Source organism: Methylomonas sp. BW4-1 (genome assembly GCF_052474385.1).
Window position 1 is genome coordinate 796,614 of record NZ_CP184125.1, and the last position, 23,320, is coordinate 819,933.

General features: G+C 54.2%; 18 protein-coding genes and 1 pseudogene. 10 read left to right on the plus strand and 9 right to left on the minus strand.

From position 1 onward, the window contains the following. Positions 1-414: a Dabb family protein gene (locus ACH5Y9_RS03560; protein WP_445368545.1), complete on the plus strand. Its 414-nt coding sequence runs from the start codon at positions 1-3 to the stop codon at positions 412-414. Between the two features lie 54 nt (positions 415-468). Here ACH5Y9_RS03560 and ACH5Y9_RS03565 read toward each other — a convergent pair whose 3' ends face one another. The 8 genes and pseudogenes from ACH5Y9_RS03565 to amrB all read right to left on the minus strand — a co-directional run bounded on the left by ACH5Y9_RS03565 (position 469) and on the right by amrB (position 9,100). After that, the gene (locus ACH5Y9_RS03565; protein ID WP_445368546.1) at positions 469-1,023 is read right to left on the minus strand and encodes a cytochrome b; all 555 of its coding nucleotides are present in this window, start codon (positions 1,021-1,023) and stop codon (positions 469-471) included. Between the two features lie 108 nt (positions 1,024-1,131). Next, the gene (locus tag ACH5Y9_RS03570; RefSeq protein WP_171695930.1) at positions 1,132-1,761 is read right to left on the minus strand and encodes a bifunctional 4-hydroxy-2-oxoglutarate aldolase/2-dehydro-3-deoxy-phosphogluconate aldolase; all 630 of its coding nucleotides are present in this window, start codon (positions 1,759-1,761) and stop codon (positions 1,132-1,134) included. A gap of 89 nt (positions 1,762-1,850) precedes the next feature. Further along, complete coding sequence (gene gnd, locus ACH5Y9_RS03575; RefSeq protein WP_445368547.1) at positions 1,851-3,296, minus strand: decarboxylating NADP(+)-dependent phosphogluconate dehydrogenase; 1,446 nt, start codon at positions 3,294-3,296, stop codon at positions 1,851-1,853. Between the two features lie 141 nt (positions 3,297-3,437). Next, positions 3,438-5,258: a phosphogluconate dehydratase gene (gene edd / locus ACH5Y9_RS03580; RefSeq protein WP_445368548.1), complete on the minus strand. Its 1,821-nt coding sequence runs from the start codon at positions 5,256-5,258 to the stop codon at positions 3,438-3,440. A 104-nt stretch (positions 5,259-5,362) separates the two neighbouring features. Continuing rightward, positions 5,363-6,073, minus strand: coding sequence for a 6-phosphogluconolactonase (gene pgl / locus ACH5Y9_RS03585; protein WP_033155358.1), 711 nt, complete (start codon positions 6,071-6,073; stop codon positions 5,363-5,365). 31 nt (positions 6,074-6,104) lie between these two features. Then, a pseudogene (zwf, locus tag ACH5Y9_RS03590) lies at positions 6,105-7,572 on the minus strand (glucose-6-phosphate dehydrogenase). Between the two features lie 204 nt (positions 7,573-7,776). Then, on the minus strand, positions 7,777-8,334 hold the full coding sequence (gene amrA, locus ACH5Y9_RS03595; protein WP_445368549.1) for an AmmeMemoRadiSam system protein A: 558 nt from the start codon (positions 8,332-8,334) through the stop codon (positions 7,777-7,779). Continuing rightward, positions 8,321-9,100: an AmmeMemoRadiSam system protein B gene (gene amrB, locus ACH5Y9_RS03600; RefSeq protein WP_205450739.1), complete on the minus strand. Its 780-nt coding sequence runs from the start codon at positions 9,098-9,100 to the stop codon at positions 8,321-8,323. Before amrB ends, amrA begins: the two co-directional genes overlap by 14 nt. 155 nt (positions 9,101-9,255) lie before the next feature. Here amrB and amrS point away from each other — a divergent pair, with 155 nt between their 5' ends. Continuing rightward, on the plus strand, positions 9,256-10,338 hold the full coding sequence (amrS, locus tag ACH5Y9_RS03605) for an AmmeMemoRadiSam system radical SAM enzyme (RefSeq protein WP_445368550.1): 1,083 nt from the start codon (positions 9,256-9,258) through the stop codon (positions 10,336-10,338). 16 nt (positions 10,339-10,354) lie between these two features. Here amrS and ACH5Y9_RS03610 read toward each other — a convergent pair whose 3' ends face one another. Next, positions 10,355-11,149 carry an EAL domain-containing protein gene (locus ACH5Y9_RS03610; protein WP_101055199.1) on the minus strand — a complete coding sequence of 265 codons (795 nt, stop codon included), beginning with the start codon at positions 11,147-11,149 and terminating at the stop codon, positions 10,355-10,357. 330 nt (positions 11,150-11,479) lie between these two features. Between ACH5Y9_RS03610 and ACH5Y9_RS03615 the strand changes: the two genes are divergently transcribed. From ACH5Y9_RS03615 to ACH5Y9_RS03650, 8 genes are all read left to right on the plus strand, one after another. Beyond that, positions 11,480-12,310 (plus strand): OmpA family protein, encoded by an 831-nt coding sequence (locus tag ACH5Y9_RS03615; RefSeq protein WP_445368551.1) that lies wholly within the window; start codon positions 11,480-11,482, stop codon positions 12,308-12,310. A 23-nt stretch (positions 12,311-12,333) separates the two neighbouring features. Next, on the plus strand, positions 12,334-12,882 hold the full coding sequence (locus tag ACH5Y9_RS03620) for a V4R domain-containing protein (protein WP_051669630.1): 549 nt from the start codon (positions 12,334-12,336) through the stop codon (positions 12,880-12,882). 33 nt (positions 12,883-12,915) lie between these two features. After that, entirely contained in the window at positions 12,916-13,329 is a 414-nt protein-coding gene (locus ACH5Y9_RS03625) for a roadblock/LC7 domain-containing protein (protein ID WP_033155353.1), read from the plus strand. A gap of 20 nt (positions 13,330-13,349) precedes the next feature. Continuing rightward, entirely contained in the window at positions 13,350-13,793 is a 444-nt protein-coding gene (locus ACH5Y9_RS03630; protein WP_445368552.1) for a roadblock/LC7 domain-containing protein, read from the plus strand. Between the two features lie 285 nt (positions 13,794-14,078). After that, positions 14,079-16,541: a TonB-dependent siderophore receptor gene (locus tag ACH5Y9_RS03635; RefSeq protein ID WP_445368553.1), complete on the plus strand. Its 2,463-nt coding sequence runs from the start codon at positions 14,079-14,081 to the stop codon at positions 16,539-16,541. Positions 16,542-16,664: 123 nt separating this feature from the next. Then, positions 16,665-17,285 (plus strand): YfiR family protein, encoded by a 621-nt coding sequence (locus tag ACH5Y9_RS03640; protein ID WP_445368554.1) that lies wholly within the window; start codon positions 16,665-16,667, stop codon positions 17,283-17,285. Between the two features lie 3 nt (positions 17,286-17,288). Then, positions 17,289-20,588, plus strand: coding sequence for a PAS domain S-box protein (locus ACH5Y9_RS03645; RefSeq protein ID WP_445368555.1), 3,300 nt, complete (start codon positions 17,289-17,291; stop codon positions 20,586-20,588). Positions 20,589-20,594: 6 nt separating this feature from the next. Then, positions 20,595-23,297 carry an EAL domain-containing protein gene (locus ACH5Y9_RS03650; RefSeq protein ID WP_445368556.1) on the plus strand — a complete coding sequence of 901 codons (2,703 nt, stop codon included), beginning with the start codon at positions 20,595-20,597 and terminating at the stop codon, positions 23,295-23,297. Positions 23,298-23,320 lie beyond the last annotated feature (23 nt).

A 23,320-nucleotide genomic window follows, 5' to 3' on the forward strand; every position in this document is an offset into this window, starting at 1 on the left:
ATGAAACGTCTTTATGTCCTCGCGCTGGCCGGGCTGTTGGCAGCCGGCGGAACCGGTTGTGCCTATACTGCCAAACCAGACCAGCAGGCGCAAAATCGCAAAGTACACCACGTGGTGATAGTCTGGCTGAAACAGGCGGGTGATGAAAAACTGCGGCAACAATATATTCAAGACAGTGCAGGCTTGGCTAAATTGCCGGGCGTGCTGGCTTACGATGTCGGTACACCGGCGGCGATTAATCGTGGACGAGCGAATGCTGCGTTAGATGAAAGCTATGATGTGGCCGTATCCGGCATTTACGAAAGCCAGCAGGCTTACGAGGCGTTTTTACAGAATCCGGAATATCTGCGCGTGGCGCAACAGGTGCTGCGGCCCTTGGTGGACAAATATAAGATTTACGATTTTATCGAGTAATGACGTTGTGACCAGCCGTTTCCCGGATCTGTAGACAGGAATGGCTGGACAGCATCAGTCTGGCTTTTTCAGCGCCGGCAGCATGTGGCTTAAGGTGTTGTCGCGCTGCACGTAATGATGAAAGAGTACCGCAGAGACGTGTAAGCCAATCAGGTAATAGCCAATCACACCGCCGGTTTCGTGTATTTCTTTGATCGTTTTGGTCAGTTCCTTGTTTTCGGCGATCAGCGCCGGCAACTCCAGGCCAAAGAATGGAATTGTTTTACCTGCCGCGCTTAATGCCAACCAGCCGGCTATCGGCATTCCCAACATCAATCCATAAAGCAATAGATGCACCAGACGTGCCGCCTGCCGTTGCCAGGCCGGCGGTTCCGGCGATATGGCCGGTGTGGGGCTGGCCAGACGGAAACCCAGTCTCGGTAACAGCAGCATTAACACCAATAAACCCAGCATAAAATGCAAGGCTTTCATGGTTTCACGCGGGTCGCTGCCTTTGGGGAACAACTCGCGTAGCTCGATACAGGCATACCCGGCTGCCATCACGATGAATGTCAGCCAGTGCAAGGCAATCGTCATCGTGCAATAGCGTTCGTTTGCATGGTTTTGCATCGTTAATTACTCCTTTTTTCCGAGAAAATGATAATACGCCGAATTTGCAATGAGCCGATTTGCCAAACGATGCCCGCGACTGGATGATTTAAAAACCTAGCGATGGGTTTATTTTTTCAAAGCGGAGGCTTCAGCGGCGCGGCGGGTGATTTCCGCCCAATCGCCGGCATCGACCAGTTCGGACGGTGCCATCCAGGAGCCGCCGACACAGGCCACATTACTTAGCGCCAGATATTCCACCGCGTTTTTCGGATTGACGCCGCCGGTCGGGCAAAAGGTCACTTGCGGCAGCGGGCCGCCGATGGATTTCAGCATCGGGATGCCGCCCGCCGCTTCGGCCGGGAAAAACTTCATCGCGGTAATGCCCTTGTCCATCAAGCGCATTACTTCGCTGGGAGTGATGACGCCAGGCAAAATCGGCACGCCGGAAGCTAGAGCCGCATCCAGCAAGCTGTCGGTGACGCCTGGACTGACGATAAATTCCGCGCCGGCGTCAATCGCGTTTTTCAGGGTTTGGGTATTAATGATGGTGCCGGCACCGACAATCGCGCCCGGTACTTCGGCTTTGATGCGGCGGATAGCGTCCAGTGCTACGGGCGTCCGTAAGGTGATTTCCAATACTTTCAATCCACCTTCCACCAACGCGCGGGCCAAAGGCACGGCTTGTTCCAGTTGATTGATTACCATCACCGGCATTACCGGGGAGGTGGTCATGACTTCTTTTATTGATACGGTCATTTGTTATTTTCCTAATGTGAGGGTGCTTGGAAAACCCACGCCGTGAAGCGTGCGTGTTTGACAAAACGACAACGGTCTCGGGGTAAACCCTAAACCGTATAGGTTGTCGATGCGGTTTTGCCGCCGTGTCCGGTCCAGTCGGTATGAAAAAACTCGCCTCTGGGTCGGTCGGTACGTTCATACGAGTGCGCGCCGAAATAGTCTCTTTGTGCTTGCAGCAGATTGGCCGGCAGTCTTTCGGTGCGGTAGCCGTCGAAATAGGCCAAGGCAGACGAGAAGGCCGGCGTCGGAATGCCCAATTGTATGCCCAGTATCACGGCTTGGCGCCAGCCCGCTTCGGCTTGTTTCATGGCATCGACGAAGAAATCGGCCAGCAGCAAGTTTTCCAGATCGGGGTTTTGCTGGTAAGCCTGTTTGATGTCGTTCAGAAATTGGCTACGAATGATACAGCCGCCGCGCCACATCAAGGCAATCTCGCCGTAATTCAGCGCCAGTTTGTATTCCTTGGCGGCTTCGCGCATCAGTCGAAAGCCTTGTGCATAAGAAATGATTTTCGAGGCATACAGGGCTTGGCGGATAGCCTGAATCATCGCCGCTTTGTCGCCGCTAAAGCTGGCGCTGGTTTTCGGCAGGGCTTTGGCTGCGCGGATGCGCTCGTCTTTTTGTGCAGACAGACAACGGGCAAAAACCGACTCGCCGATCAAGGTGAGCGGGATACCTAGGTCCAGCGCATTGATGCCGGTCCATTTGCCGGTGCCTTTTTGGCCGGCGGTATCCAGGATGCTGTTCAGTAAAGGTTGGCCGTTGTCTTCTTTGTACGCCAGGATGTTGGCGGTGATTTCGATCAGATACGAGCTTAATTCGCCTTGATTCCACTCAGCAAAAATCGCCTGCATCTCGTCGGTGCTCAAGTTCAAGCCTTCAGCCAGCAATTGATAAGCCTCGCAAATGAGCTGCATGTCGCCGTACTCGATGCCGTTATGCACCATTTTTACATAGTGACCGGCGCCGTTATCGCCGACCCATTCGCAGCAAGGGTCGCCGTCGACATGAGCACTGATGGCTTGAAAAATCGGCTTAACCGCTGGCCAGGCCGCCTTATTGCCGCCGGGCATGATCGATGGGCCGTGCCGGGCGCCTTCTTCGCCGCCGGATACGCCGGTGCCGACGTAGAGCAGGCCTTTTTCCTGCAAATATTGAGTGCGGCGGTTGGTGTCGGTAAACAGCGAATTGCCGCCGTCGATGATGATGTCGCCGGCTGACAGCAAGGGCAGCAAGTCGTCGATATATTGATCCACGACAGTACCCGCTTTGACCATCAACATGACCTTGCGCGGCGACTCCAGGCTATTGACCAGTTGTTCCAGAGAATGCGTACCGATGACTTGGGTGTTTTTAGCCGGGCCGTCGAGAAACTCATCGACTTTGCTGGCGGTGCGGTTATACACCGCCACTTTGAAACCGTGGTCGTTCATGTTCAGAACCAAATTCTGTCCCATGACCGCCAAGCCGATTAAACCGATATTTGCTTTCATGTGCTTGCCTACTGTAAACGTTGTCGTTGTGGGGTGATGACACAATGTTGCTTAATTCTGGTTTCAAGAAAGTCGTCCTTCCGTGGAAGGACGGATTTGGCAAAGTGAAACTAAGACGGCATTGCTTAAAGCGTGTGAATCTCAGTCCACGAAAAACAGATTGGTCGCTCCGGTTTCCGAAGTCGATGCGTTTGCCCGCATTGCGCCAAACAGTTCGCGACCCATACCAAAATGATGGCCGGTAGCGCTGTTGGCAGTCGGCACGCGGGCATCGAATTCGGCTTGATCCACCTGCACGTTGACTTCCCCTGTTTGGGTGTTCAGCGCAATGATGTCGCCGTCGCGGACCTTGGCCAGTGGGCCGCCGTCTATGCATTCCGGCCACATGTGAATGGCCGACGGTACCTTGCCGGACGCGCCGGACATGCGGCCGTCCGTGACCAAGGCGACATGAAAGTCGCGGTCTTGCAATACGCCCAATACCGGCGTCAATTTATGCAATTCCGGCATGCCGTTGGCTTTTGGGCCCTGGAAGCGCAACACCACGATCACGTCTTTTTCCAGTTCGCCGCGTTTGAAGGCAGCCACCACGTCCAGTTGGTCGTCGAACACCATTGCCGGTGCGGTAACTACCTGGTGTTTTTCCGCAACGGCGGAAATTTTTGAGACGCCGCGGCCCAGGTTGCCGTGCATCACGTGCAGACCGCCGCCCGCAGCGAAAGGTTGTGCCACACTGCTAATCACGTCCGGATCCAGCGACACAGCCGGCCCTGCTTCCCAGCTTAGCTTGCCGTCGTTCAGCGTCGGCACTTGGCTGTATTGCGCCATGCCGCGCTGGTCGCCGATGGTCAGAATGTCGCCGTGCAGTAAACCATGCTCGAGCAATTCCTGGATCAACAAGCCCATGCCGCCTGCCGCTTGGAACTGGTTGACGTCGGCCGGGCCGTTCGGATAAATCTTGGTCAATAGCGGGATGGCTTTGGATAGATTATCGAAATCGTCCCAGTTGATGATAATGCCGGCCGCGCGGGCGATGGCGATCAAATGGATGGTGTGATTGGTCGAGCCGCCCGTCGCCAGTAAGCCGATAATCGCGTTGATGATGGCTTTTTCGTTGACGACGTGAGCAATCGGCCGGAAGTCGTCACCCAGCGCGGTGAATTTCAATACCTGTTTGGCAGCAGCTTTGGTTAATTCGTCGCGCAGCGGGGTGTACGGGTTGACGAAAGAACTGCCGGGCAAGTGCAGGCCCATGATTTCCACCATCATCTGATTGCTGTTGGCGGTGCCGTAGAAGGTGCAGGTGCCGGGGCTGTGGTAGGCCTTGGATTCCGATTCCAGCAATTCTTTTTCGCCGACTTTACCTTCCGCGAATTTTTGCCGGGTGCGGGATTTCTCCTTGTTGGAGATGCCGGTAGTCATCGGCCCGGCGGGCACAAAAACCGCAGGCAAATGGCCGAAACTCAAAGCGCCGATCAGCAAGCCGGGCACGATTTTGTCGCAGACGCCCAAATACAAGGCGGCGTCGAACATGTTATGGCTCAAGCCAATCGCCGTGGATAACGCAATCACGTCGCGGCTGAACAGCGACAATTCCATGCCCGGCATGCCTTGGGTGACGCCGTCGCACATGGCCGGCACGCCGCCGGCGAACTGGGCGACGCCGCCGGCTTCGCGCACTGCTTGTTTGATCAGTTCCGGGTAGTGTTGATACGGTTCGTGTGCCGACAGCATGTCGTTGTAAGCAGAGATAATGCCGACGTTGGCTTTCACGGCATGCGACAGCGCGTCTTTTTCAGCCGCCGAACAGACGGCAAAACCGTGGGCCAGATTCGCGCAAGGCAGATTGGTACGTTGTGGGCCGTTGGCAATGGCGGCGTCGATGCGGGCCAGATAAGCAGCGCGGCTTTCCCGGCTACGTTCCACCACGTCGGCGGTCACTTTTTCTAAAACAGGATGCATAAGCTCTCCAGGGCAGCAGATAGGTGGTGTCGACGCGCCGAACGGCGTTTTGGAATCGAGAGTGATCGGGTTATGCGCGTCTAACCCACCCTAAATTTAAGCGGCTAAGGTGCCCAGTACAATTCCACCGGCACGTCTTCCTGATTCAATAAGGCCCGAATCGGCATGTCCTCTACCGGGCCCGGTTTCTGGGCGCTGTTGAACACTGCCAACTTATCTTCGCCGGTGAACAAAATCACGATGCGTTCCGACTTTAATAAAGCGTTGCGGGTCAGGGTCAGGCGTTCTGTATTGGCGCCGGTCACTTCGCTTTGAATGGCGGTGATGGCCGCGGTCAGATTTTGATTGTCCTCACTCAATGCGTTGGCCAGACCTTCTGCGTGCGGAAACAGCGAAGCGGTATGACCGTCCGGGCCCATGCCGACGATGCTCAGCGTGAAAGGCTGCGGCAGTTTGGCGTAACGGCCTTCAGCCTCTGCCTGACCTTGTTTGGCCTTGGCAGCCGGGGTTTTCATGCCGATAAACTCAACGTTTTTGGCGTTGTTGATCAGCAGGCTGCGGCGAATCAAAGCTTCGTTGCTGGCGCTGTGTTGATTGTCCACCCACCGTTCATCCACCAGCGCCACCTTGATTTTTTTCCAATTCAAGTCAGATTTGGACAAAGCTTCATAAAGCGGGGCAGGGGTGCTGCCGCCGGATACCAATAAAGTGGCTTGACCGTGTTTGCTGACGGCTTCGGATAACACATCCTGGCATTCGGCCACCAAGGCGGTAAACAGGTGGTTACGTTGTTCGAAAAAAAATTCTCTAACCATGTTCGTTGTTCTCGTGATGGATACAGATTGATTACTCTTCCCAGGCGCGGCCGTCGCGGGCCAATAATGCCACGGAGGCAATCGGCCCCCAGCTGCCAGCCGGGTAAGATTTTGGAGCGCTGTGGTTTTGCGCCCAGGCGTCTTGGATCGAATCGACCCAGGCCCAGGCTTGTTCGATTTCCTCGCGGCTTAAAAACAGCGTCGTGTTGCCGCGCAGGGCTTCCAGAATCAGTTTTTCGTAGCCGCCGAAAATACTGTTTTTCTTGAAGGTTTCCGAAAAACTCAAGTCCAGCTTGGTTTGTTGCAATTTGATATTGCCGTCTATGCCCGGCACTTTGTTCAACATCACCACGTCCACGCCTTCATTGGGCTGCAAATGAATCACCAATTTGTTGGCCGGCAAATCGCGGAAGCTGTCTTTGAAAATGTTGTGCGGCAATTGTTTAAAGTTGACGACGATTTCCGTACGTTTATTGGGCATGCGTTTGCCGGTGCGCATATAAAACGGTACGCCGGCCCAACGCCAGTTGTCGATGTCCACCCGAATCGCCACGAAGCTTTCGGTGGTGCTTTCCTTGTTGGCGCCTTCTTCTTCCAGATAACCCGGCACTGCCGCGCCTTTAATGAAACCGGCGGTGTATTGGCCGCGCACGGTTTTTTCCTCGACATTGCGCGCGGTAATCGGCCGTAAGGCTTTCAACACCTTGATTTTTTCCATATGGATGCTTTCCGCTTCCAGATCAGACTGGCGGTTCCATCGCCACAAAGGTCAGAATCTGCAGCAAATGGTTTTGCAACATGTCGCGCAACTGGCCGGTTTTATCAAAGTATTCCCAGCGGCCTTCGATGCCGATGTCTTCACCCACCGTAATCTGGATATGATCAATGGTGTTGTGGTTCCAGTTGGTAGTGAAAATCGAGTTGGCAAAACGCAGGGCCAGCAGATTCAATACCGTCTCTTTGCCCAGGTAGTGGTCGATACGATAGACCTGATCTTCCTGGAAGACTTCTTCGACGACGTCGTTGATCTCCTTGGAAGACTTCAAGTCGTGGCCGATGGGTTTTTCCATCACCATCCGCGATTCGGCGGTTAATACGCCGCAGCTTTGCAAGCCCTGGCAGATACTTTTGAATAGAAACGGCGCTACCGCAAAATAGTTGACCATCACCCGCTTTTCCGGATCGACTGCGGCATTCAACTGCAGATATTGCTCCGGTTGAGTCAGGTCGATTTTCAAGTACGATAATCTTTGCGACAGCCGCTCCCAGATTTCGGGGTTTATCTCTTTGTTTAAGAACGATTTCAGGCTGTTATGGGCAATTTGGACGAAGCCTTCGCTGGTTTCCTCCAAACGGTCGACGCCGATAATCCGGGTATCGGCTTCCAGCAAATTGGATTTTTCCAGACGATACAACGAAATCAGTAACTTTCGTTTCGATAGGTCACCCAATGCGCCGTAAATCACCAGGTCGCAAGGTTTGTAATTTTGATTTTTCATCAGTGATACTAGGAATGAAGAAGAGGGTTGATCGGCTTTGGCATGTCGATTTCCGCGCATAAACTAAACGCACGTTGCAGGAAACTCTGAGCCCGGATCAGTCGAAAATGCCGCCATTATAATGTTCGTTGTCGGTTTGGAACAAGATCAAAGGCCGCCAAGGCCGGATTTATAGGGGTTGGCGGCGCACAAAACGCTTGACTGCTAGCCGAACATCTCGGTGGTATAACGATAGGCTTGTATCTTGTCAGACCAATAGGCGGCAGGTAAGCCGGCCTTTTGTTTTAAGTGTTGTAAAAACTCGGTGGGGTTGGGTAAATCTTCCCACACCGAGGGCAGGAAGGTGCCGCGCCGGGCGCCTTCCTGCAATATGATGCCGTCTATGCCGGGGCGCAGTTGCGCGATCAGATCCGCTTCGGACAAAAATGTCAGCGCTACGGCGGGGCTAAGCACAGAGATATGTAAGTCAAGATCGGCCAGTTCACCAGCGGCTAATGGCGGAAAGCGCCGGTCCCGAAATGCTGCCGCAAAGGCATTTTCGGCTACGTCTTCCGCCAAAGGCCTTACCGCTTCCAGCATGCCGATACAGCCGCGCAATTGGCCGCGGTGTTCCAGAGTGACGAAAGTCGCGCGGATTTCGCGTAATTCCGCTGGATAAGCATCCAAATCAACCGGTAACGGCCGACCGCTTTGCAGGCCGTGGGCTATGGATTGCCGGGCCAGTTCCAGCAAGCGATTTTGCGAGGTTTCAGTCAACGACATAGGCACCGTATCCCACCACTTGCTGTTTGTTACCGGCCGTGTCGCCGGAATTGCGCAGATCTATGGTTTTAATAGACAGGCCTTTTTGTTTCAGTAGCTTCAACAAGCCGTTGACCGGCACCTTGCCGCAGGCGGCCTCGCCGCAAATTTCATTGTATTGCAACTGTTCTATCATTCGGCTGGTCGCTTGATCCAAGCGTTTGGCGGTGTCGTAGTCGTGATAATGGCTGAGATCGGAGCTAATGACCAGCAAGGTTTCATCGCCGCCCCACAACAGCTCCAGAGTTTGGCTGACTTGTTCGGGACTGGCGTCGCCGGCCACGATGGGGATCAGCGTGAATTGCTGTAAAACCGATTGCAGAAACGGCAGATGCACTTCCAGGCTGTGTTCCAGCGTGTGGGCTTGTTCGATGTATTCGACAAACGGCAAACTCAATAAGGCTTCGATAGCGGCCTTGTCTACCTCGACATCGCCGAGCGGGGTGGTGTAAGCCAGGGTTCTGCTGACTGCCAAGCCGCGAAACGCCACGTGATGCGAAGGGCCGATCAATACCACGCGGGTAATGCTGGCTGCGGCTGGCTTTAAACGGGCGTAAGCGGTAGCGGCTATCGGCCCGGAATAAACGTAGCCGGCATGCGGCACGATCATGGCTTTGGGCGCTTTGCCGGTGGGGCGTACGTCCTGCAAATAGCCGGATACCGCGTCATGGAGCTGTTGGGGGTGGGCAGGATAAAACCGTCCTGCTACGGCGGGTTTTCTATTCATGCGCTGATCCTTTTTTAAAGTTTTAATACGATCAGAGGCCGGGCGGATAGCGGCGCATCAAAAAATTGAATACCCCGCCCATCTTGGGTTTATTCTACTGCTAACTCTCGCCGATAACGACCCGATTTTATGCTTGGGGTTCAAGGAGCATCGCCATGACTACTTTACTCAGCGCGGATACAGCAGCCACCCGTTATTGGCATGTGTTGGCGGACGGCAAGGTGCAGTGCGACTTGTGTCCGCGCTTTTGCAAATTGCACGAAGGCCAACGCGGCTTGTGTTTTGTGCGGCAGAATCTGGATACGCAGATCGTGATGACCAGTTACGGGCGTTCCAGCGGTTTTGCGATAGACCCTATCGAGAAAAAACCCTTGAATCACTTTTTACCCGGTACGCCGATTTTTTCGTTCGGCACCGCGGGCTGCAATTTAGCCTGCAAGTTTTGCCAGAATTGGGACATCAGCAAGTCGCGGGAGATGGATACGCTGATGAGCCGGGCCGAGCCGGAAGCAATAGCCCGAGCCGCACTGGAGCACGCTTGCAGCAGCGTCGCCTATACCTACAACGATCCGGTGATTTTCCACGAATACGCCATCGATACGGCGCAAGCCTGCCGGGAGCTGGGTTTGAAGTCCGTGGCTGTGACCGCCGGCTATGTCTGCGCCGAGCCGCGCGCCGAGTTTTACCGCTACATGGACGCGGTCAATGTCGATTTAAAAGCCTTCTCCGAGGATTTTTACCACAAGATCACCGGTGGCCATCTGCAGGCGGTGCTGGAAACGCTGCAATATTTAAAACACGAGACCCCGGTCTGGTTGGAGTTGACCACGTTGCTGATTCCCGGCGCCAACGATTCCGAGACCGAATTGGAAGCCATGACCCAATGGGTGGTCGAGCATCTTGGTCCGGATGTGCCCATGCATTTCACCGCGTTTCATCCGGATTGGAAAATGACGGATACCCCGCACACGCCGCGGTCCACATTGTTGCTGGCGCGTAGCATTGCCTTGAAAAATGGCGTGCGTTACGCCTATGTTGGCAATGTTCACGACAAATCGGCGGAGAGCACCTATTGCCACGGCTGCGGGAAAATTTTGATCGGTCGCGATTGGTACGAGCTGTCGGATTGGAATTTGGATGCCGCCGGCAACTGCCGGTTTTGCGGACGTTCTTGTGCCGGGGTGTTTAATCCTTTACCCGGCGATTGGGGCGCCAAGCGCCAGGCAGTCAAGTTTTAAGGTAGTGGGTCTGCTCTTAAGACCAGGCATCCGGATTGATTTGGCCGATAGCCTGAAATGTGGGTTTGCAGAATAGATAGCCTTGAAACAGCGTGACGCCGCAGCCCAGCAGAAAATCCCGTTCGGCCTTGGTTTCGATGCCTTCCGCCAGCACTTCGATGCCGAGTTCGCGGCAGATTTGCACAACCCCTCCCACTATCGCCTGCTTGGGCTTGCTGAGATTGATGTCGCGCACCAAATCCATATCCAGTTTCAGCACATCCGGCTGGAATTCGGCGAGTAGGTTCAGGCCGGCGTAGCCCGCGCCGAAGTCGTCGATAGCGGTTTTAAAACCAAAGCGCCGGTATTCGGTGAATATATTGATTAAATGCGGACGGTCGGACACATCCTCGCCTTCAATCACTTCGAAAATGATGCGGTCTTTGGAAAAGTTGTAGCGTTGCGCGGCTTCAAAAGTCGAGCGGATACAGGCTTCGGGTTGGTAAACCGCATTCGGCATGAAGTTAATCGATACAAACTCCTGGATACCCAACCTCGCTGCGCCCTCCACGGCTTTAATCCGGCAGTTTTGGTCGAAGCGATAGCGGTTGGCATCGGTGACTTTGGCGAGTATCGATGCGGCCGATTCGCCGTTAACACCGCGCACCAGCGCTTCGTGGGCAAAAACGGTGCGGGCAAAAAAATTGACGATGGGCTGATAGGCAAAACTAAAATCGAAATCCAGTTCTTCCAGGTCTCGGCAACGGTTACAGCTGGGCAGGTCGGTATTGGTGTTGGTCTGTGGCGAATTTGGCGTGGTTTTTTCTGGCATAACGGATTCTCGAAATCGATGTCAGGATGTTGATCAACCTTGCTTGAGCAGGCTTGCGTCCCTGGTAATCGTTATTATCAAGTGTAGCGAAGTTGATGCGAATCATCATTTGCTTCGCAAGTATTCGATGGTGCGGGAACAAATTGGTTTCGGGGTTCACCCAAATAGTTCAGTGTCAAATCCTAAGATTTAATTATTTGAACCAGCATCAATTTTGATTCTGCAGGGAAACTTGCATATGATAGCCCAACAAATTTAAGTCGGTGCTTGCTCACACTGTCCCTGCAAATATTCAGCAGGCTTCTGGCAAACGGAACTTAAGGGAATTCCATGAAAAAACCTCGATCACTCGATCACGACGGCCTGGATGGCATTATTCCGTCTACGGACAAAGCGCGGCTGAGTTCTGCCAATCCGCAAGGCAAATCAGACAAAACCTTTAAAAAACCCTTGCGCAGCAATGTGCCGTGGTGGTTGCTTGGTGTGATTGGTTTGCTGGCCGTGGTGGCGGTTTTAGTGCCTGATTTAGCGCAAAAGCCGGCAGCTATTACCCAGACCTCAGCCTTGAATAAACCGGCAACACCAGACACCGGTCCTGAGCCGGCAACCCCCGATACCCAAGCGCCGCAGCCCTCAACAGAAGCCGCTCCAACCTTGCTTGCCGACGCTAAACCGGATCAAGCGATTGCTGCTAAGCAAGAGGCGCAACAGTCGGCATCCGCCAACGACAATCCGCAAACATCGGATCCGATGCCTGAGTTACCTACTGAGCCGACCGCGGCGGGTATTCCTAAAGTCTCGCCGGATACTGCGGCGCAAATCTCTGGCACGCCGTCTTTTACCGTGTATTTCAAATTCGATTCCAGCAAATTAACGCCGGAATCTGCGAACAGCAGCAACGAACTTTTGAGCGCGGCCAGAAGCTGCCAAAGCCGGATCAAACTAACCGGGCATACCTGCAATTTGGGTAGTGATGCCGCCAACGTGCAGTTGGGCTTGACGCGGGCTAATGCCGTTAAAAGACTGTTGGTCGGCAAAGGTATCGGCTCAACAGCCATCTTCACCGCATCGGAAGGTATGAGAAATCCGGCGGCGCCGAACGATACCAAAGAGGGCCAGGCCTTAAATCGTCGGGTCGAATTGCAGTGTGTGGATAATTAACCGAATTGAAGAGGGTAGACGCTATGATACAAAACAGTAAATCAGACTATCAGATAGCCCAGCAGCAAATTCTCGACGGTATTATTTCCGGCGAGTTCGATATCGAAAATCGCAACGATCTGGGCCCGCTGATTCCCATTCGCTTGTTTCAAGCCTTGCGCATGGTGGCTTTGGGTTCAAACGTAGAAGACATATTAGGCCAGGGTGCTCCTTCGCTGGTTTATCATTCCGGCCAGAGTTTGGGTTTGGCGATGGGCCAAATTGCCGCCGCCAATATCGATAAAGACCTGGAAACCTATGTCGGCAAAATCAAATTGCTGTGCCGGCAGCTGAGTATCGGCTTGGTGGTGCCGGATAAAGTGGACTTGTCGGCGGGCGTGCTGGAGTTAAGGGTGGACGAATGCGTGTCCTGCGCCGGTATTCATCATGTGTCGGCGCCTATTTGCCATTTCGAAGCCGGCATGGTCGGCGGCATCGTCAAAACTTTTTTCAATCGTAATGTAAAGGCCACCGAAACCAAGTGCAACGCGCTGGGCGACAAGACGTGTTTAATCCGCGTCGATTTACTGTAGGTTGATAATTATTAAAAGCATCAGGAGAGCAACATGAGTAGTAATGTCCAATTTCTCGATCCGCGCAAATCTCAGAACAACGAAATCGATTCCATCTTGCGCAATCTGATGAACATCCAGGGCGTGTCGGCGGCGGCCATTGTCGATAGCGACGGCTTTGTCACGCATATTCACCGCGATTTTGAAATCAACACCGACGCCATCGGCGCTTCGGTGCAGGTGGTGTTCGGCGCGGCGGCCAAAGCGGCGCAACATGTCGGCCATCATTTAACCAATATGGTGATCTGCGAAAACAACGACGGCTACATTTTATCGACACCGATAGATGCGGGCTTTATTCTGGCTCTGGTCACCCAGCGGGAAGCTTTGTTAGGGCGGGTGCGGTTTGAATTAAAAGAAACCATTCCGGTATTGAAAAAACTGTTCACCAGTTATCTGGCCAATTAACCGCCGCTTAGAGTCTAACTATGCATTGGTTTGAATCGCAGTTGGCGCAGTTGGATACGCTCGCCGACGATTATCTCGCCGCGCGCCGGCAACCTGCGGCCGACATCGTCAATGTCAGTGAAGCCACCCGCTTAAAGCGCGCGGCATTCATCGACGCCGTGCAGTCTGTGGTGGATAAAGTGGTCAAGATCAATGGCGTAAGCGCTTGCGCAGCCTACCACGACGGCCTGATTCTGGCCCAATCCGCGGAAGCGCCCAATATGGATGCGTTCGGGGCGATTATTCAGGAAACCATTCGTGCTGCACAGCACGGTGAAACCTCGCTGGGTTTGGGCGAGATCGAACAGATCGTCATTGTCGGTGCCGTCAACAAGCTGGCAATGCTCAGCGTCGGCCCCATTATTTTGTGTATTTCTAGTCCCAAGGGCGTCAACCTGGCCTCTGTGTTGAGTCAGGCTAAATAGACGGCGGCAAGTCTATCCAGCCGTCGTTTCTTCCTTCTCGCCGGGTGCTGGCGAGAAACCCCATCCCCACGTTCGTAGAAATTGCCCTCCGTTACCAACTGAACTAAGCTGTTTAGTGAACGGCGGGTGTTGTCCCGCGGTTTCATAAAAATAACTAGATCTTCGCGTTATTAACCCGGCCCTGTTGGTCGCGGGTATGCCGTCCGGGCTGAGCTCGTCGAAGTCCAGGCTGGTGTGGGCGATGTTTAAGGGCCGGGTTAATAAATCTCACTGGGGGGATGCAAAATGAAAGACTGTGGGTCTCAATTTGGCGTCGGCTGGTCTATCGGACTGGTTTTTGTGTTTAGTGTGCTGCGCCAGCCATTAACGCTGGCGGCGGAACCCGGCGGCGACTTCGAAGCCGATTCCCAGGCTGGCCGGACGTTTTCGACTGATTTGAAAGCGGCTGACGATGCTGTTATCGACACCCGTCTTTCCGAACAGGCCGATGAGGCGGGCAGGGATGTGGCGGATATGGATCTGCTGGAGCTGGTGAATGTCAAGGTGTCGCCGTTCGATGTGTCTTCCCAGCTTGATAGCGGATACCTTGCTTCGAATTCGGTGTCCGGCTCCCGTTTCGATGCACCGATCAGCGAATTGCCGTTTGCGCTCCAAGCCTTTACCGAGTCGTTCATCAAGGATCAAAAACCCCGCGATATTTTCGACATAGCCCGGTATTCGCCGGGAGTCACTTACCGCAGCAACGACTTCAACGAAGGCAACGCCAACTTGGCCATTCGCGGCTTTGCAGTGGGTTCTCTGGCCGGCGGCAATATTCACACGTTGCGCGACGGCGTCCACGGTCCGTCCATTTTGGATTTCACCAATATCTCGCGGCTTGAAGTGGTCAAGGGGCCGGCATCGTTTCTGTACGGTCAGGTCGCGCCCGGCGGTATCGTCAATGTCATCACCAAAAACCCGCAGCGCCGGTTTGCCGCTGCTGCGGATGCGCGTTACGGTTCCTACGGTGAGTACCGTTTTGATGTTGACGTAACGGGACCGGCTACAAAAAGCCTGTTCTACCGGCTGGCGGCTTCTTATGATCAGGATATGCATTACTGGGAGCCTTATGATGCGCATTCCTGGAACATCTCGCCTTCTTTGCTTTGGCAACCCAGCGACCGCCTGAGTGTCTCGGTAAAATACGAAAACTTCGAAAAAATAGAAGAGCCCCAACTCATGCAAAAGCCCGGCTACAACACGCAGGCCGGCGTGTTGCCCACTGCCGCGGACCCCAACCTTTCCGGCGTCGATGTACCGGGTTTGCCCGACAATTGGAACAGCATGGCTTACAGCGACTATCGGCGTAGCCACACCCACAATCTCAGTACCTGGATAGACTTTAAGGCCGACGAACATTGGAATCTGCGCACCGGCTATTCGCATCTGGAATACGATGTCGATGCCCTGTTTACCGGTAACTTGGGCATGAGTAATAACACGACGTTGATGCAGGGTCGTCGAGTCAGGCAGCAAGCCTACAGCAACCGTGACGACACGATAGAACTGCAAGGCGTGGGTAAGTATGACCTGGGCTTCGCCAGTCTGCGCTTGCTGCTGGGCGGTCAATACATTGACCGCAACTTCCATCGCACCGCCGGCCAGGCACCCAACGATCCGGCCTTGGGCAGCAATCCTACCGCTTCGCCCTTGCCTTTGTGGGATCTCGGCAATCCCAACACCTGGAACCGCCATACGGCGATACCCTTATCCCGGCTGACGACCAGCCTCACCGACGAGAACGTGAACGCTGTCGACAAATCGGTCTACGGCAGCTCTACCTTCGGTTTTTTCGATGACCGTTTGCTGCTGTTGGCCGGTTGGCGCTGGACATCAACAGAAAGCCAATACACAAACCGCCTGACCGGCCAAGCACAGGGCGCCACCGCAAGTGCGGTCACGCCCCAATACGGGCTGCTCTTCAAGCTGGCACCCGAATGGTCGTTGTTCGCCAGCTACGCGGAATCGTTCGTGCCGGGTACTTTTCCGGCCAACAATCTGGACGGTAGCACGTCGATTCCCAAGCCGACTGAGGGCTGGGGTTACGATGTCGGCATTAAAGCGGACTGGTTTGACGGTCGTTTGTCCAGCACGCTGACTTACTTCGAGATCTTAAATAAAAACATCGTCAACGATATGGCGTTGACCAATTCCGCCGGCGGCATCACCATTTACGGTCTGCAAAGCGGTGAACAGCGTTCCCGGGGTATTGAATGGGACGCCACCGCTAAACTGACAGACGACTGGCAACTGTATCTGTCCTACAGCTACATGGATGCCAGGATCACCGAATTCAGCGGTCAGGACCATGCCATCCTCGCCCAAGACCCCGGCACGCTCGATGCAGCGGGGCTGGCTAACTACAAGAACGTCAATCGCTTCCACAACGCCCCGCTGCAAATGAGCGCGCCGCATCTGGCCAACCTTTGGACACGTTACGACTTTAGCATTGAGGCGTTGCGCGGCCTGCATTTGGGCGGCGGTGTCAATCTGGTCTTCGATCAGACTTTGTTACCCGATAGCCCGGCTAATTCGCGGCAGACTTATGCTTTGTTGAACGCCCTCATCGGTTATACCTGGGAAGTGGGAGGGCATAGTATGAGCGTGGATCTGATGGGCAAAAACCTGCTGGACGAACAATACCGGCCTTCGCAAAGCAGCCGTAGCAGGCCCCGCGAGTTGATGATCAACTTTTCGGTGAAGTTTTGATACCGGGGCTAGGACTATGACACTAGCCGACTATCGGTACTGTTTCGCAGCGGCAAGCCGGTTAGCATTGGGCATTGCCGATGTTGGGCGCTATGCCGGATGTGTTACGCAAGGAGTGCGGTTTTGAGTGCTAATTCATCAGGGGCTTGCGGTCAATGTGCAGGCAATAAGCTATGTCCGAGGCGCCATGCCAGGGCGGCCCTTTGGCTTGCTGCGCTGTTGTTGCTGCCGGGTTTGGCAGTCGGCCAGGAGGTGATAGTCGATAACCCCTATAAAGTAAAAGCGGCCTTTCTGCGTAATTTTGCCCATTACGTGGTCTGGCCGAAACAGGCGCTTCCCGCCGGAAATGCGCCTTGGTGTATCGGTGTTTTGGGGCCCGATCCGTTTGGCGATATTTTAGAAACCACCTTGCGCGGACGAACGGAGCAGGGCCGCAGCTTTGTCATTGTTCGCGCCGCCACGGTGGCAGAATTGCCGCCGTGTCAGATTGTTTTCATGGCTTATGCGGATGCCGCAAAGCGGCGCACGGCGCTGGCGGTGTTGAAACAGCAACCGGTTCTGACGGTCAGTGACGAGCCGGAATTCTTGCCGGATGGTGGAGTCATAGGATTTGAAGTGACGGATAGGGTGCGGATGAGCGTCAACCTCGATCAAGCCCGAGCGGTTTCCTTGACGATTCAGACCAAAATGTTGGAAGTGTCCAGTGAGATTTTGGAAAACGGCGAGCTGCGCCGAATGAGATAAGTCATGTCCATCCAAGCCACTATTTACAACAGACTTGCGGCAGTGCTCTGGGGGGCGGCGCTGTTGGCGTTTGTGTTGGCTGTGGCTGGGCTGGCGCTGTTTCACAGTATGACCCTGGAACAGCGCGTGCGGCAGATCATGGAGCCTTACGCGCAGTTGGTCGCTGTGGGCACAGAGGCGGCGGTGGCTTTCGAAGATCCCTCGCGGGCTCAGGAAGTGCTGGATACCTTGCGCGCCAATCCGCAAATTCAAGAGGCGGATATTTTTTTAGATGACGGGCGGATGCTGGCCAGCCTCAACCACACTGCCTCCGAGCCGCCGCGGAGTATGCCAACCTTAGCCGATGGCATTTATCTAAACCACGATACCGCGGAGTTACTGCAGGGTTTAGGCAAAGGCGGGCGCTTGCGCATCGTGATGGGTTTGGAGCAATTGAGTCAGCAAACTCACCAGCTGCTCTGGTTATTCGGTGCCGGTATGCTGGTGCTGTTGGCCGCTACCTTAGGGCAACTGGCGGTGCTGCGGCGGACTATCATTCAGCCGATTGCTTCCTTAACCGTCGCTGCGGAGCGGGTTCGGCTGTCCGCCGACTACCGGCACCGGGTTCCTGTTGTCGGCGCCGATGAATTGGCGCGCTTGGGGGAAAGCTTCAACGCCATGTTGGAAGCGGTTGAAGAACGTGAAATGGCATTGTCTCGGCTTAACGCCTTTCATCGTACGATTTTGGACAACGCGGCCTATGCCATCGTCTCTACATCCGCCGACGGCACGGTTACCAGCTTCAATTTAGCCGCGGAGCGCTTGTTGGGGTATACGGCCGACGAGTTGATAGGCCAACACACCCCCGCACTTTGGCACGATGCAGCCGAGATTCAACAGCGTGCTCAGACATTGTCTGCAGAACTGGGTGTCTTGATTAACCCGGGATTTGAAGTGTTTACCGCGCATTCTCAACGGGGTCTACGCGAAGAAAACGAGTGGACTTTTATCTGCAAGGACGGGACGCGCGTGCCGGTCAATCTGTCTATAACGGCCTTACAGGGAGAGGGCGGCGCCGTTAGCGGGTTCGTTGGCTTGGTTTACGATCTGACCGAGCGGAAACAGGCGCAGCACCAACTGCAATTGCTGACTTATGCCCTGGATCAAGTGAAGGAATCCATATTCCTGATGCCCGAGAACGATCCGAAATTTCTTTATGCGAATCAGGGGGCCGCCAACCGATTAGGCTACAGTCGAGATGAGCTTACCCGCGGTATGGGGGTGTTTGATATTGATCCCAGCTGGTCGCCGGACGTGTGGGAGAAATTTTGGCCGGTGCTGTCTGTGAGTCGCCAAATGCAATTCGAAACCAGTCACCGGACACGTGATGGGCGGGTTTTCCCTGTGGAAGTGACCGGTAACTGTTTTGAGTTTGATGGCAAGACATACAATCTGGCAATTTGCCGGGATATTAGCGAACGCAAGAACGCCGAGAAATTGTTGTCGGAATACGCCGCGATCATTGAATCCACTGAAGATGCCATTATCGGTAAAACTCTTGATAGCGTCATTACCAGCTGGAACAAGGGTGCGGAACGCATGTTTGGCTATAGGGCCGACGAGATCGTCGGTCATTCGATTGCTATTTTGATACCCGGAGAATGCCAAAATGAGGAGCGGGAAATTCAGGATAGAGTCAGGCGGGGAGAATCGATTAGGCATTACGAGACGATCCGCCGCCGTAAGGATGGGCAATTGATTGACGTTTCGGTAACGGTGTCGCCGCTACGAAATTCAAAAGGCGAAATTGTCGGGGCTTCCAAAATTGCGCGCGACATCACTGATCGCAAACGCGCAGAAAACGAACTGATGCGCTACCGAAACGAGTTGGAAAACACTGTGCAGCAACGGACGGCGGAATTGCTGTTGGCTCGCGACGCCGCCGAAGCGGCTAATAAAGCCAAGAGCGTATTCCTGGCTAACATGAGCCACGAATTGCGCACGCCGATGAACGCGATTCTCGGTTTTTCCGCCATTCTGCTGAAAAATGCCCGGCTACAAGACGGTGATCGCGCCAACGTCGAAATTATCAATCGTAGCGGCGAGCACTTGTTGAACTTGATTAATGACGTGCTGGAAATGGCCAAGATAGAAGCGGGCCGGGTCCAGTTGGAAGACGCACCATTCGATTTGGGGGAAATGGTGCTGGATGTGATGAAAATGATGCAGGTACGCGCGGCCGAGAAAAACCTGCAAATAGTCGTCGATCAGTCTTCCTCATTTCCGCGCTATATCATCGGTGACCAGGCCCGCTTGCGCCAGATATTGATCAATCTGGTGGGCAACGCATTGAAATTTACCCAGCAAGGCGGGGTGGTCATACGCTTGTCCACCAAGAACAACGCCATCGCCCATCTGTTGATTGAAGTGGAGGACTCCGGTCCTGGGATTGCCGCTGAAGACCAAAAGCATATTTTCGAACCGTTTGTGCAGATAGGACAGCTGGCCGACAACAAAGGTACCGGGCTGGGCTTAAGCATCACCCGCCAATTTGTACAATTAATGAAGGGCTCCATCAGTCTGGAGAGTGCACCGGGGCAAGGTTCGCTGTTTCGCATCGATGTGCCGCTAAAACAGGCGCAGGCCGCCGATATTACCGATTTGTACCGATTGGAAGAACGCATGGTGCTGGGCGTGATGCCGGGGCAGGATAATTATCGGATTCTGATAATCGAAGATCAGCTGGAGAATCGATTATTGCTGGTGAATCTGATGGAGGCCGTGGGCTTTCAGGTTAAGGTAGCCGAGAACGGCGAGTTGGGCGTGGCATGTTTCCAAAGTTGGCAGCCACACTTAATCTGGATGGATATACAGATGCCGGTCATGGATGGTTTGGAGGCGACCAGAATCATTCGAAGCTTGCCGGGTGGCAAGCAGGTGAAGATCGTCGCGGTCACGGCGTCGGCTTTCACCGAGCAACGGGCGGATATTATGGCGGCCGGCATGGACGACTTAATCTGTAAGCCTTTCCGGGCCAACGAAATTTACGACTGTCTAACCCGTCTATTGGGCGTGCGCTATGTTTATGCAGACTCACCGGCAATGATGCCGGAGGACGTGATTTTGACGCCGGAGATGCTGTCGGTCGTGCCGCAGAATTTACGCGAGGATTTGCAGTTGGCAGTGAATAATCTGGACAGTGAGCGTATAGGCGGGATTATTCAACAGATTGCAGCGTACGATCTGCGGGTGGCCGCGGCATTGACTCGGCTTGCCGAAGCTTATGAGTATCCGACTATTCTTAATCTATTGGGAACTAACTAAAACATCATGGTAAATGCAGGCAAAATTCTGGTCGTTGACGACACTTCGGCGTCTTTGAAGTTGCTGTCGGACCTGCTTAAGGCTGAAGGATATGAGGTGCGCTCGGCGATAAACGGTGAGCTGGCTGTTAATTTTGCTACTGCCAATCCGCCTGATTTGGTGTTGCTGGATATTCTGATGCCGGGTATGGGCGGCTTTGAGGTTTGCCGTCTGCTCAAAGCGCATCCGGATACCCGCCATGTGCCGATTATTTTCATCAGTGCGCTGTCGGACCCGGAAGAAAAAGTCCAAGGCTTTGAGCTGGGCGCGGTGGACTTTGTCACCAAGCCGTATCAACGTGAGGAGCTGCTGGCGCGCGTGCGCACACATTTGGAAATCGACCGGCTGCGCAATCATCTGGAAGAGTTGGTGGAAGAGCGTAGCCACCAGCTCCTGGAGAGCGAGAAAAAGCTCAGAGCGAGTCTGAACGATCTGGTTGCAGCCCATAGCCTCATGCACACCTTGCTGCGGACTATTCCCGATCTGGTCTGGTTAAAGGATCTGCAGGGTGTGTATATCAGCTGCAATCTGCAATTCGAACGCTTATACGGCGCCAAGGAAGCCGACATCGTCGGCAAGACCGATTACGAATTTACTTCCAGGGAACTGGCCGATTTTTTCCGGGACCATGATCGCAAAGCGCTGGCCGCCGGCAAGGTTTGCGCCAACGAAGAATGGCTGACTTTCGCTGATAACGGTTACTACGGCTTGTTCGAAACTCTGAAGACACCGGTATTGAATCAGGACGGCAAACCGATAGGCGTGCTCGGCATTGCCCGCGACGTGACCGAGCGTAAAGCGGCAGAAGCGAAAGTCCAGCGCCACATGCAGCTCTATGCGGCCTTGAGTCATTGCAATAAAGCCATCGTCCACAGTGCCGACGAAACCGAACTGTTCCTGGAAATTTGCCGTGCTGCCGTGGAGTTTGGCGGTATGAAAATGGCTTGGGTTGGCTTGTTTGCGGCCGATCAGTGCTCGATACGCCCGGTCGCCAGTTTTGGGGAAGGCGCGGAAGAGTTGGCTACCATCGATATGTCCTTGGATGCCGCCAGTGCTTTCGGCCGCGGTCCTGCCAGCGTGGCAATCCGCGAACAACGCCCTTGCTGGTGCCAGGATTTTATTAACGATCCGATGACCGTGCCGTGGCGCGAACAAGGTTTGCGCGCCGGCTGGGCGGCGTCGGCTGCGTTGCCTTTACTCAAAAACGACCAGGCGGTCGGCGCATTCGTACTGTACGCTGACGAAGCGAACGCCTTCGACGATGCGGCGCGCGACCTGTTGGTCGAAATGTCCATGGATATTAACTTTGCCTTGGAAAATTTCAGCCGCGCGTTGGCTCAAAAACAGGCGGAAGCCGAGATCGAGCGCCTAGCGTTTTACGATCCGTTAACCAATCTGCCGAATCGCCGTCTGCTTTACGACCGCCTGCAACAAGCCATAGTCACCAATGCCCGGCATGATAAGCATGGCGCGGCCTTGTTTATTGACCTGGATAACTTCAAAGCGCTCAACGACACCAAAGGCCATACGATTGGCGACTTGCTGCTGATCGAGGTTGCCCAACGTCTGCGAGAATGCGTGCGTGAAGGCGATACCGTCGCCAGGCTGGGCGGCGACGAATTTGTGATGATATTGAACAGCCTAAGTGCGGACGAAACCCGTGCGTCTGCCCATACCAAAATGCTGGCCGGTAAAATTCTTTCTGCCATTAATCAGCCTTATTCGTTGCAGGGATACGATCACCATTGCTCGGCCAGCATGGGTATCTGCATGTTTCGCAACCAACATATTACGGCAGAGGAATTGCTGAAATACACCGATACCGCGCTTTACCAAGCCAAACGCGGCGGCCGTAATAAGCTGCTGTTTTACGATCCGGTGATGCAGGCCGCTTTGGAAACTCGCGCGGTATTGGAAAGCAATTTGCGTGTGGCACTAAGCGAGCAGCAATTGGTGCTGTATTACCAGATGCAGGTCAACCGCGCCGGTCAGATTCTTGGCGCAGAAGTCTTGATACGTTGGCTCCATCCCGAGCGCGGCTTGGTTTCGCCTGCGGAATTTATTCCATTGGCCGAGGACACTGGCTTGATCTTGCCGATTGGTAAATGGGTGATGGACTCGGCTTGTGCGCAGCTCAAAGCTTGGGAAAACGATCCGCTTAAGTCTGAGTTACAGCTTGCTGTGAATGTCAGCGCCCTGCAGTTTCATCAGGATGATTTCGTGGAGCAAGTCCGGCTTGCCCTGGCGCGCTGCGATTTGAGCCCCAATCGGCTGAAACTTGAGCTCACCGAGAGTTTGGTGCTGGATGACATTGACGACGCGATTGTGAAGATGCAGCAACTGCGTGATTTTGGCGTGCGTTTTTCGATGGACGATTTTGGCACCGGCTATTCGTCGCTGAACTATCTGACCAAGTTACCGATAGACCAATTGAAGATCGACCAGTCCTTCGTGCGCAATATTACGGTATCCCAAAGTGATGCGGTGATTGTGCAAACCATCATCGGCATGGCCGATAACTTGGGTATCGAAAGTATCGCCGAAGGCGTTGAAACCGAAGAGCAGTTGACATTCTTGGAACGGCAAGGCTGTCAGTTATATCAGGGCTACTTGTTCAGTAAGCCGATACCGTTGGCTGATTTTGAAGCACTGTGCATTAAAAAGCCGTAGTCTTTTGGATTGCCTTGAATATA

What these genes read in the sequence shown, in the direction of transcription:
- ACH5Y9_RS03560 (WP_445368545.1), top strand. Translation starts at nt 1, where the DNA reads ATGAAACGTCTTTATGTCCTCGCGCTGGCCGGGCTGTTGGCAGCCGGC.
- ACH5Y9_RS03565 (WP_445368546.1), bottom strand. Translation starts at nt 1,023, where the DNA reads ATGCAAAACCATGCAAACGAACGCTATTGCACGATGACGATTGCCTTG.
- ACH5Y9_RS03570 (WP_171695930.1), bottom strand. Translation starts at nt 1,761, where the DNA reads ATGACCGTATCAATAAAAGAAGTCATGACCACCTCCCCGGTAATGCCG.
- gnd (WP_445368547.1), bottom strand. Translation starts at nt 3,296, where the DNA reads ATGAAAGCAAATATCGGTTTAATCGGCTTGGCGGTCATGGGACAGAAT.
- edd (WP_445368548.1), bottom strand. Translation starts at nt 5,258, where the DNA reads ATGCATCCTGTTTTAGAAAAAGTGACCGCCGACGTGGTGGAACGTAGC.
- pgl (WP_033155358.1), bottom strand. Translation starts at nt 6,073, where the DNA reads ATGGTTAGAGAATTTTTTTTCGAACAACGTAACCACCTGTTTACCGCC.
- amrA (WP_445368549.1), bottom strand. Translation starts at nt 8,334, where the DNA reads ATGTCGTTGACTGAAACCTCGCAAAATCGCTTGCTGGAACTGGCCCGG.
- amrB (WP_205450739.1), bottom strand. Translation starts at nt 9,100, where the DNA reads ATGAATAGAAAACCCGCCGTAGCAGGACGGTTTTATCCTGCCCACCCC.
- amrS (WP_445368550.1), top strand. Translation starts at nt 9,256, where the DNA reads ATGACTACTTTACTCAGCGCGGATACAGCAGCCACCCGTTATTGGCAT.
- ACH5Y9_RS03610 (WP_101055199.1), bottom strand. Translation starts at nt 11,149, where the DNA reads ATGCCAGAAAAAACCACGCCAAATTCGCCACAGACCAACACCAATACC.
- ACH5Y9_RS03615 (WP_445368551.1), top strand. Translation starts at nt 11,480, where the DNA reads ATGAAAAAACCTCGATCACTCGATCACGACGGCCTGGATGGCATTATT.
- ACH5Y9_RS03620 (WP_051669630.1), top strand. Translation starts at nt 12,334, where the DNA reads ATGATACAAAACAGTAAATCAGACTATCAGATAGCCCAGCAGCAAATT.
- ACH5Y9_RS03625 (WP_033155353.1), top strand. Translation starts at nt 12,916, where the DNA reads ATGAGTAGTAATGTCCAATTTCTCGATCCGCGCAAATCTCAGAACAAC.
- ACH5Y9_RS03630 (WP_445368552.1), top strand. Translation starts at nt 13,350, where the DNA reads ATGCATTGGTTTGAATCGCAGTTGGCGCAGTTGGATACGCTCGCCGAC.
- ACH5Y9_RS03635 (WP_445368553.1), top strand. Translation starts at nt 14,079, where the DNA reads ATGAAAGACTGTGGGTCTCAATTTGGCGTCGGCTGGTCTATCGGACTG.
- ACH5Y9_RS03645 (WP_445368555.1), top strand. Translation starts at nt 17,289, where the DNA reads ATGTCCATCCAAGCCACTATTTACAACAGACTTGCGGCAGTGCTCTGG.
- ACH5Y9_RS03650 (WP_445368556.1), top strand. Translation starts at nt 20,595, where the DNA reads ATGGTAAATGCAGGCAAAATTCTGGTCGTTGACGACACTTCGGCGTCT.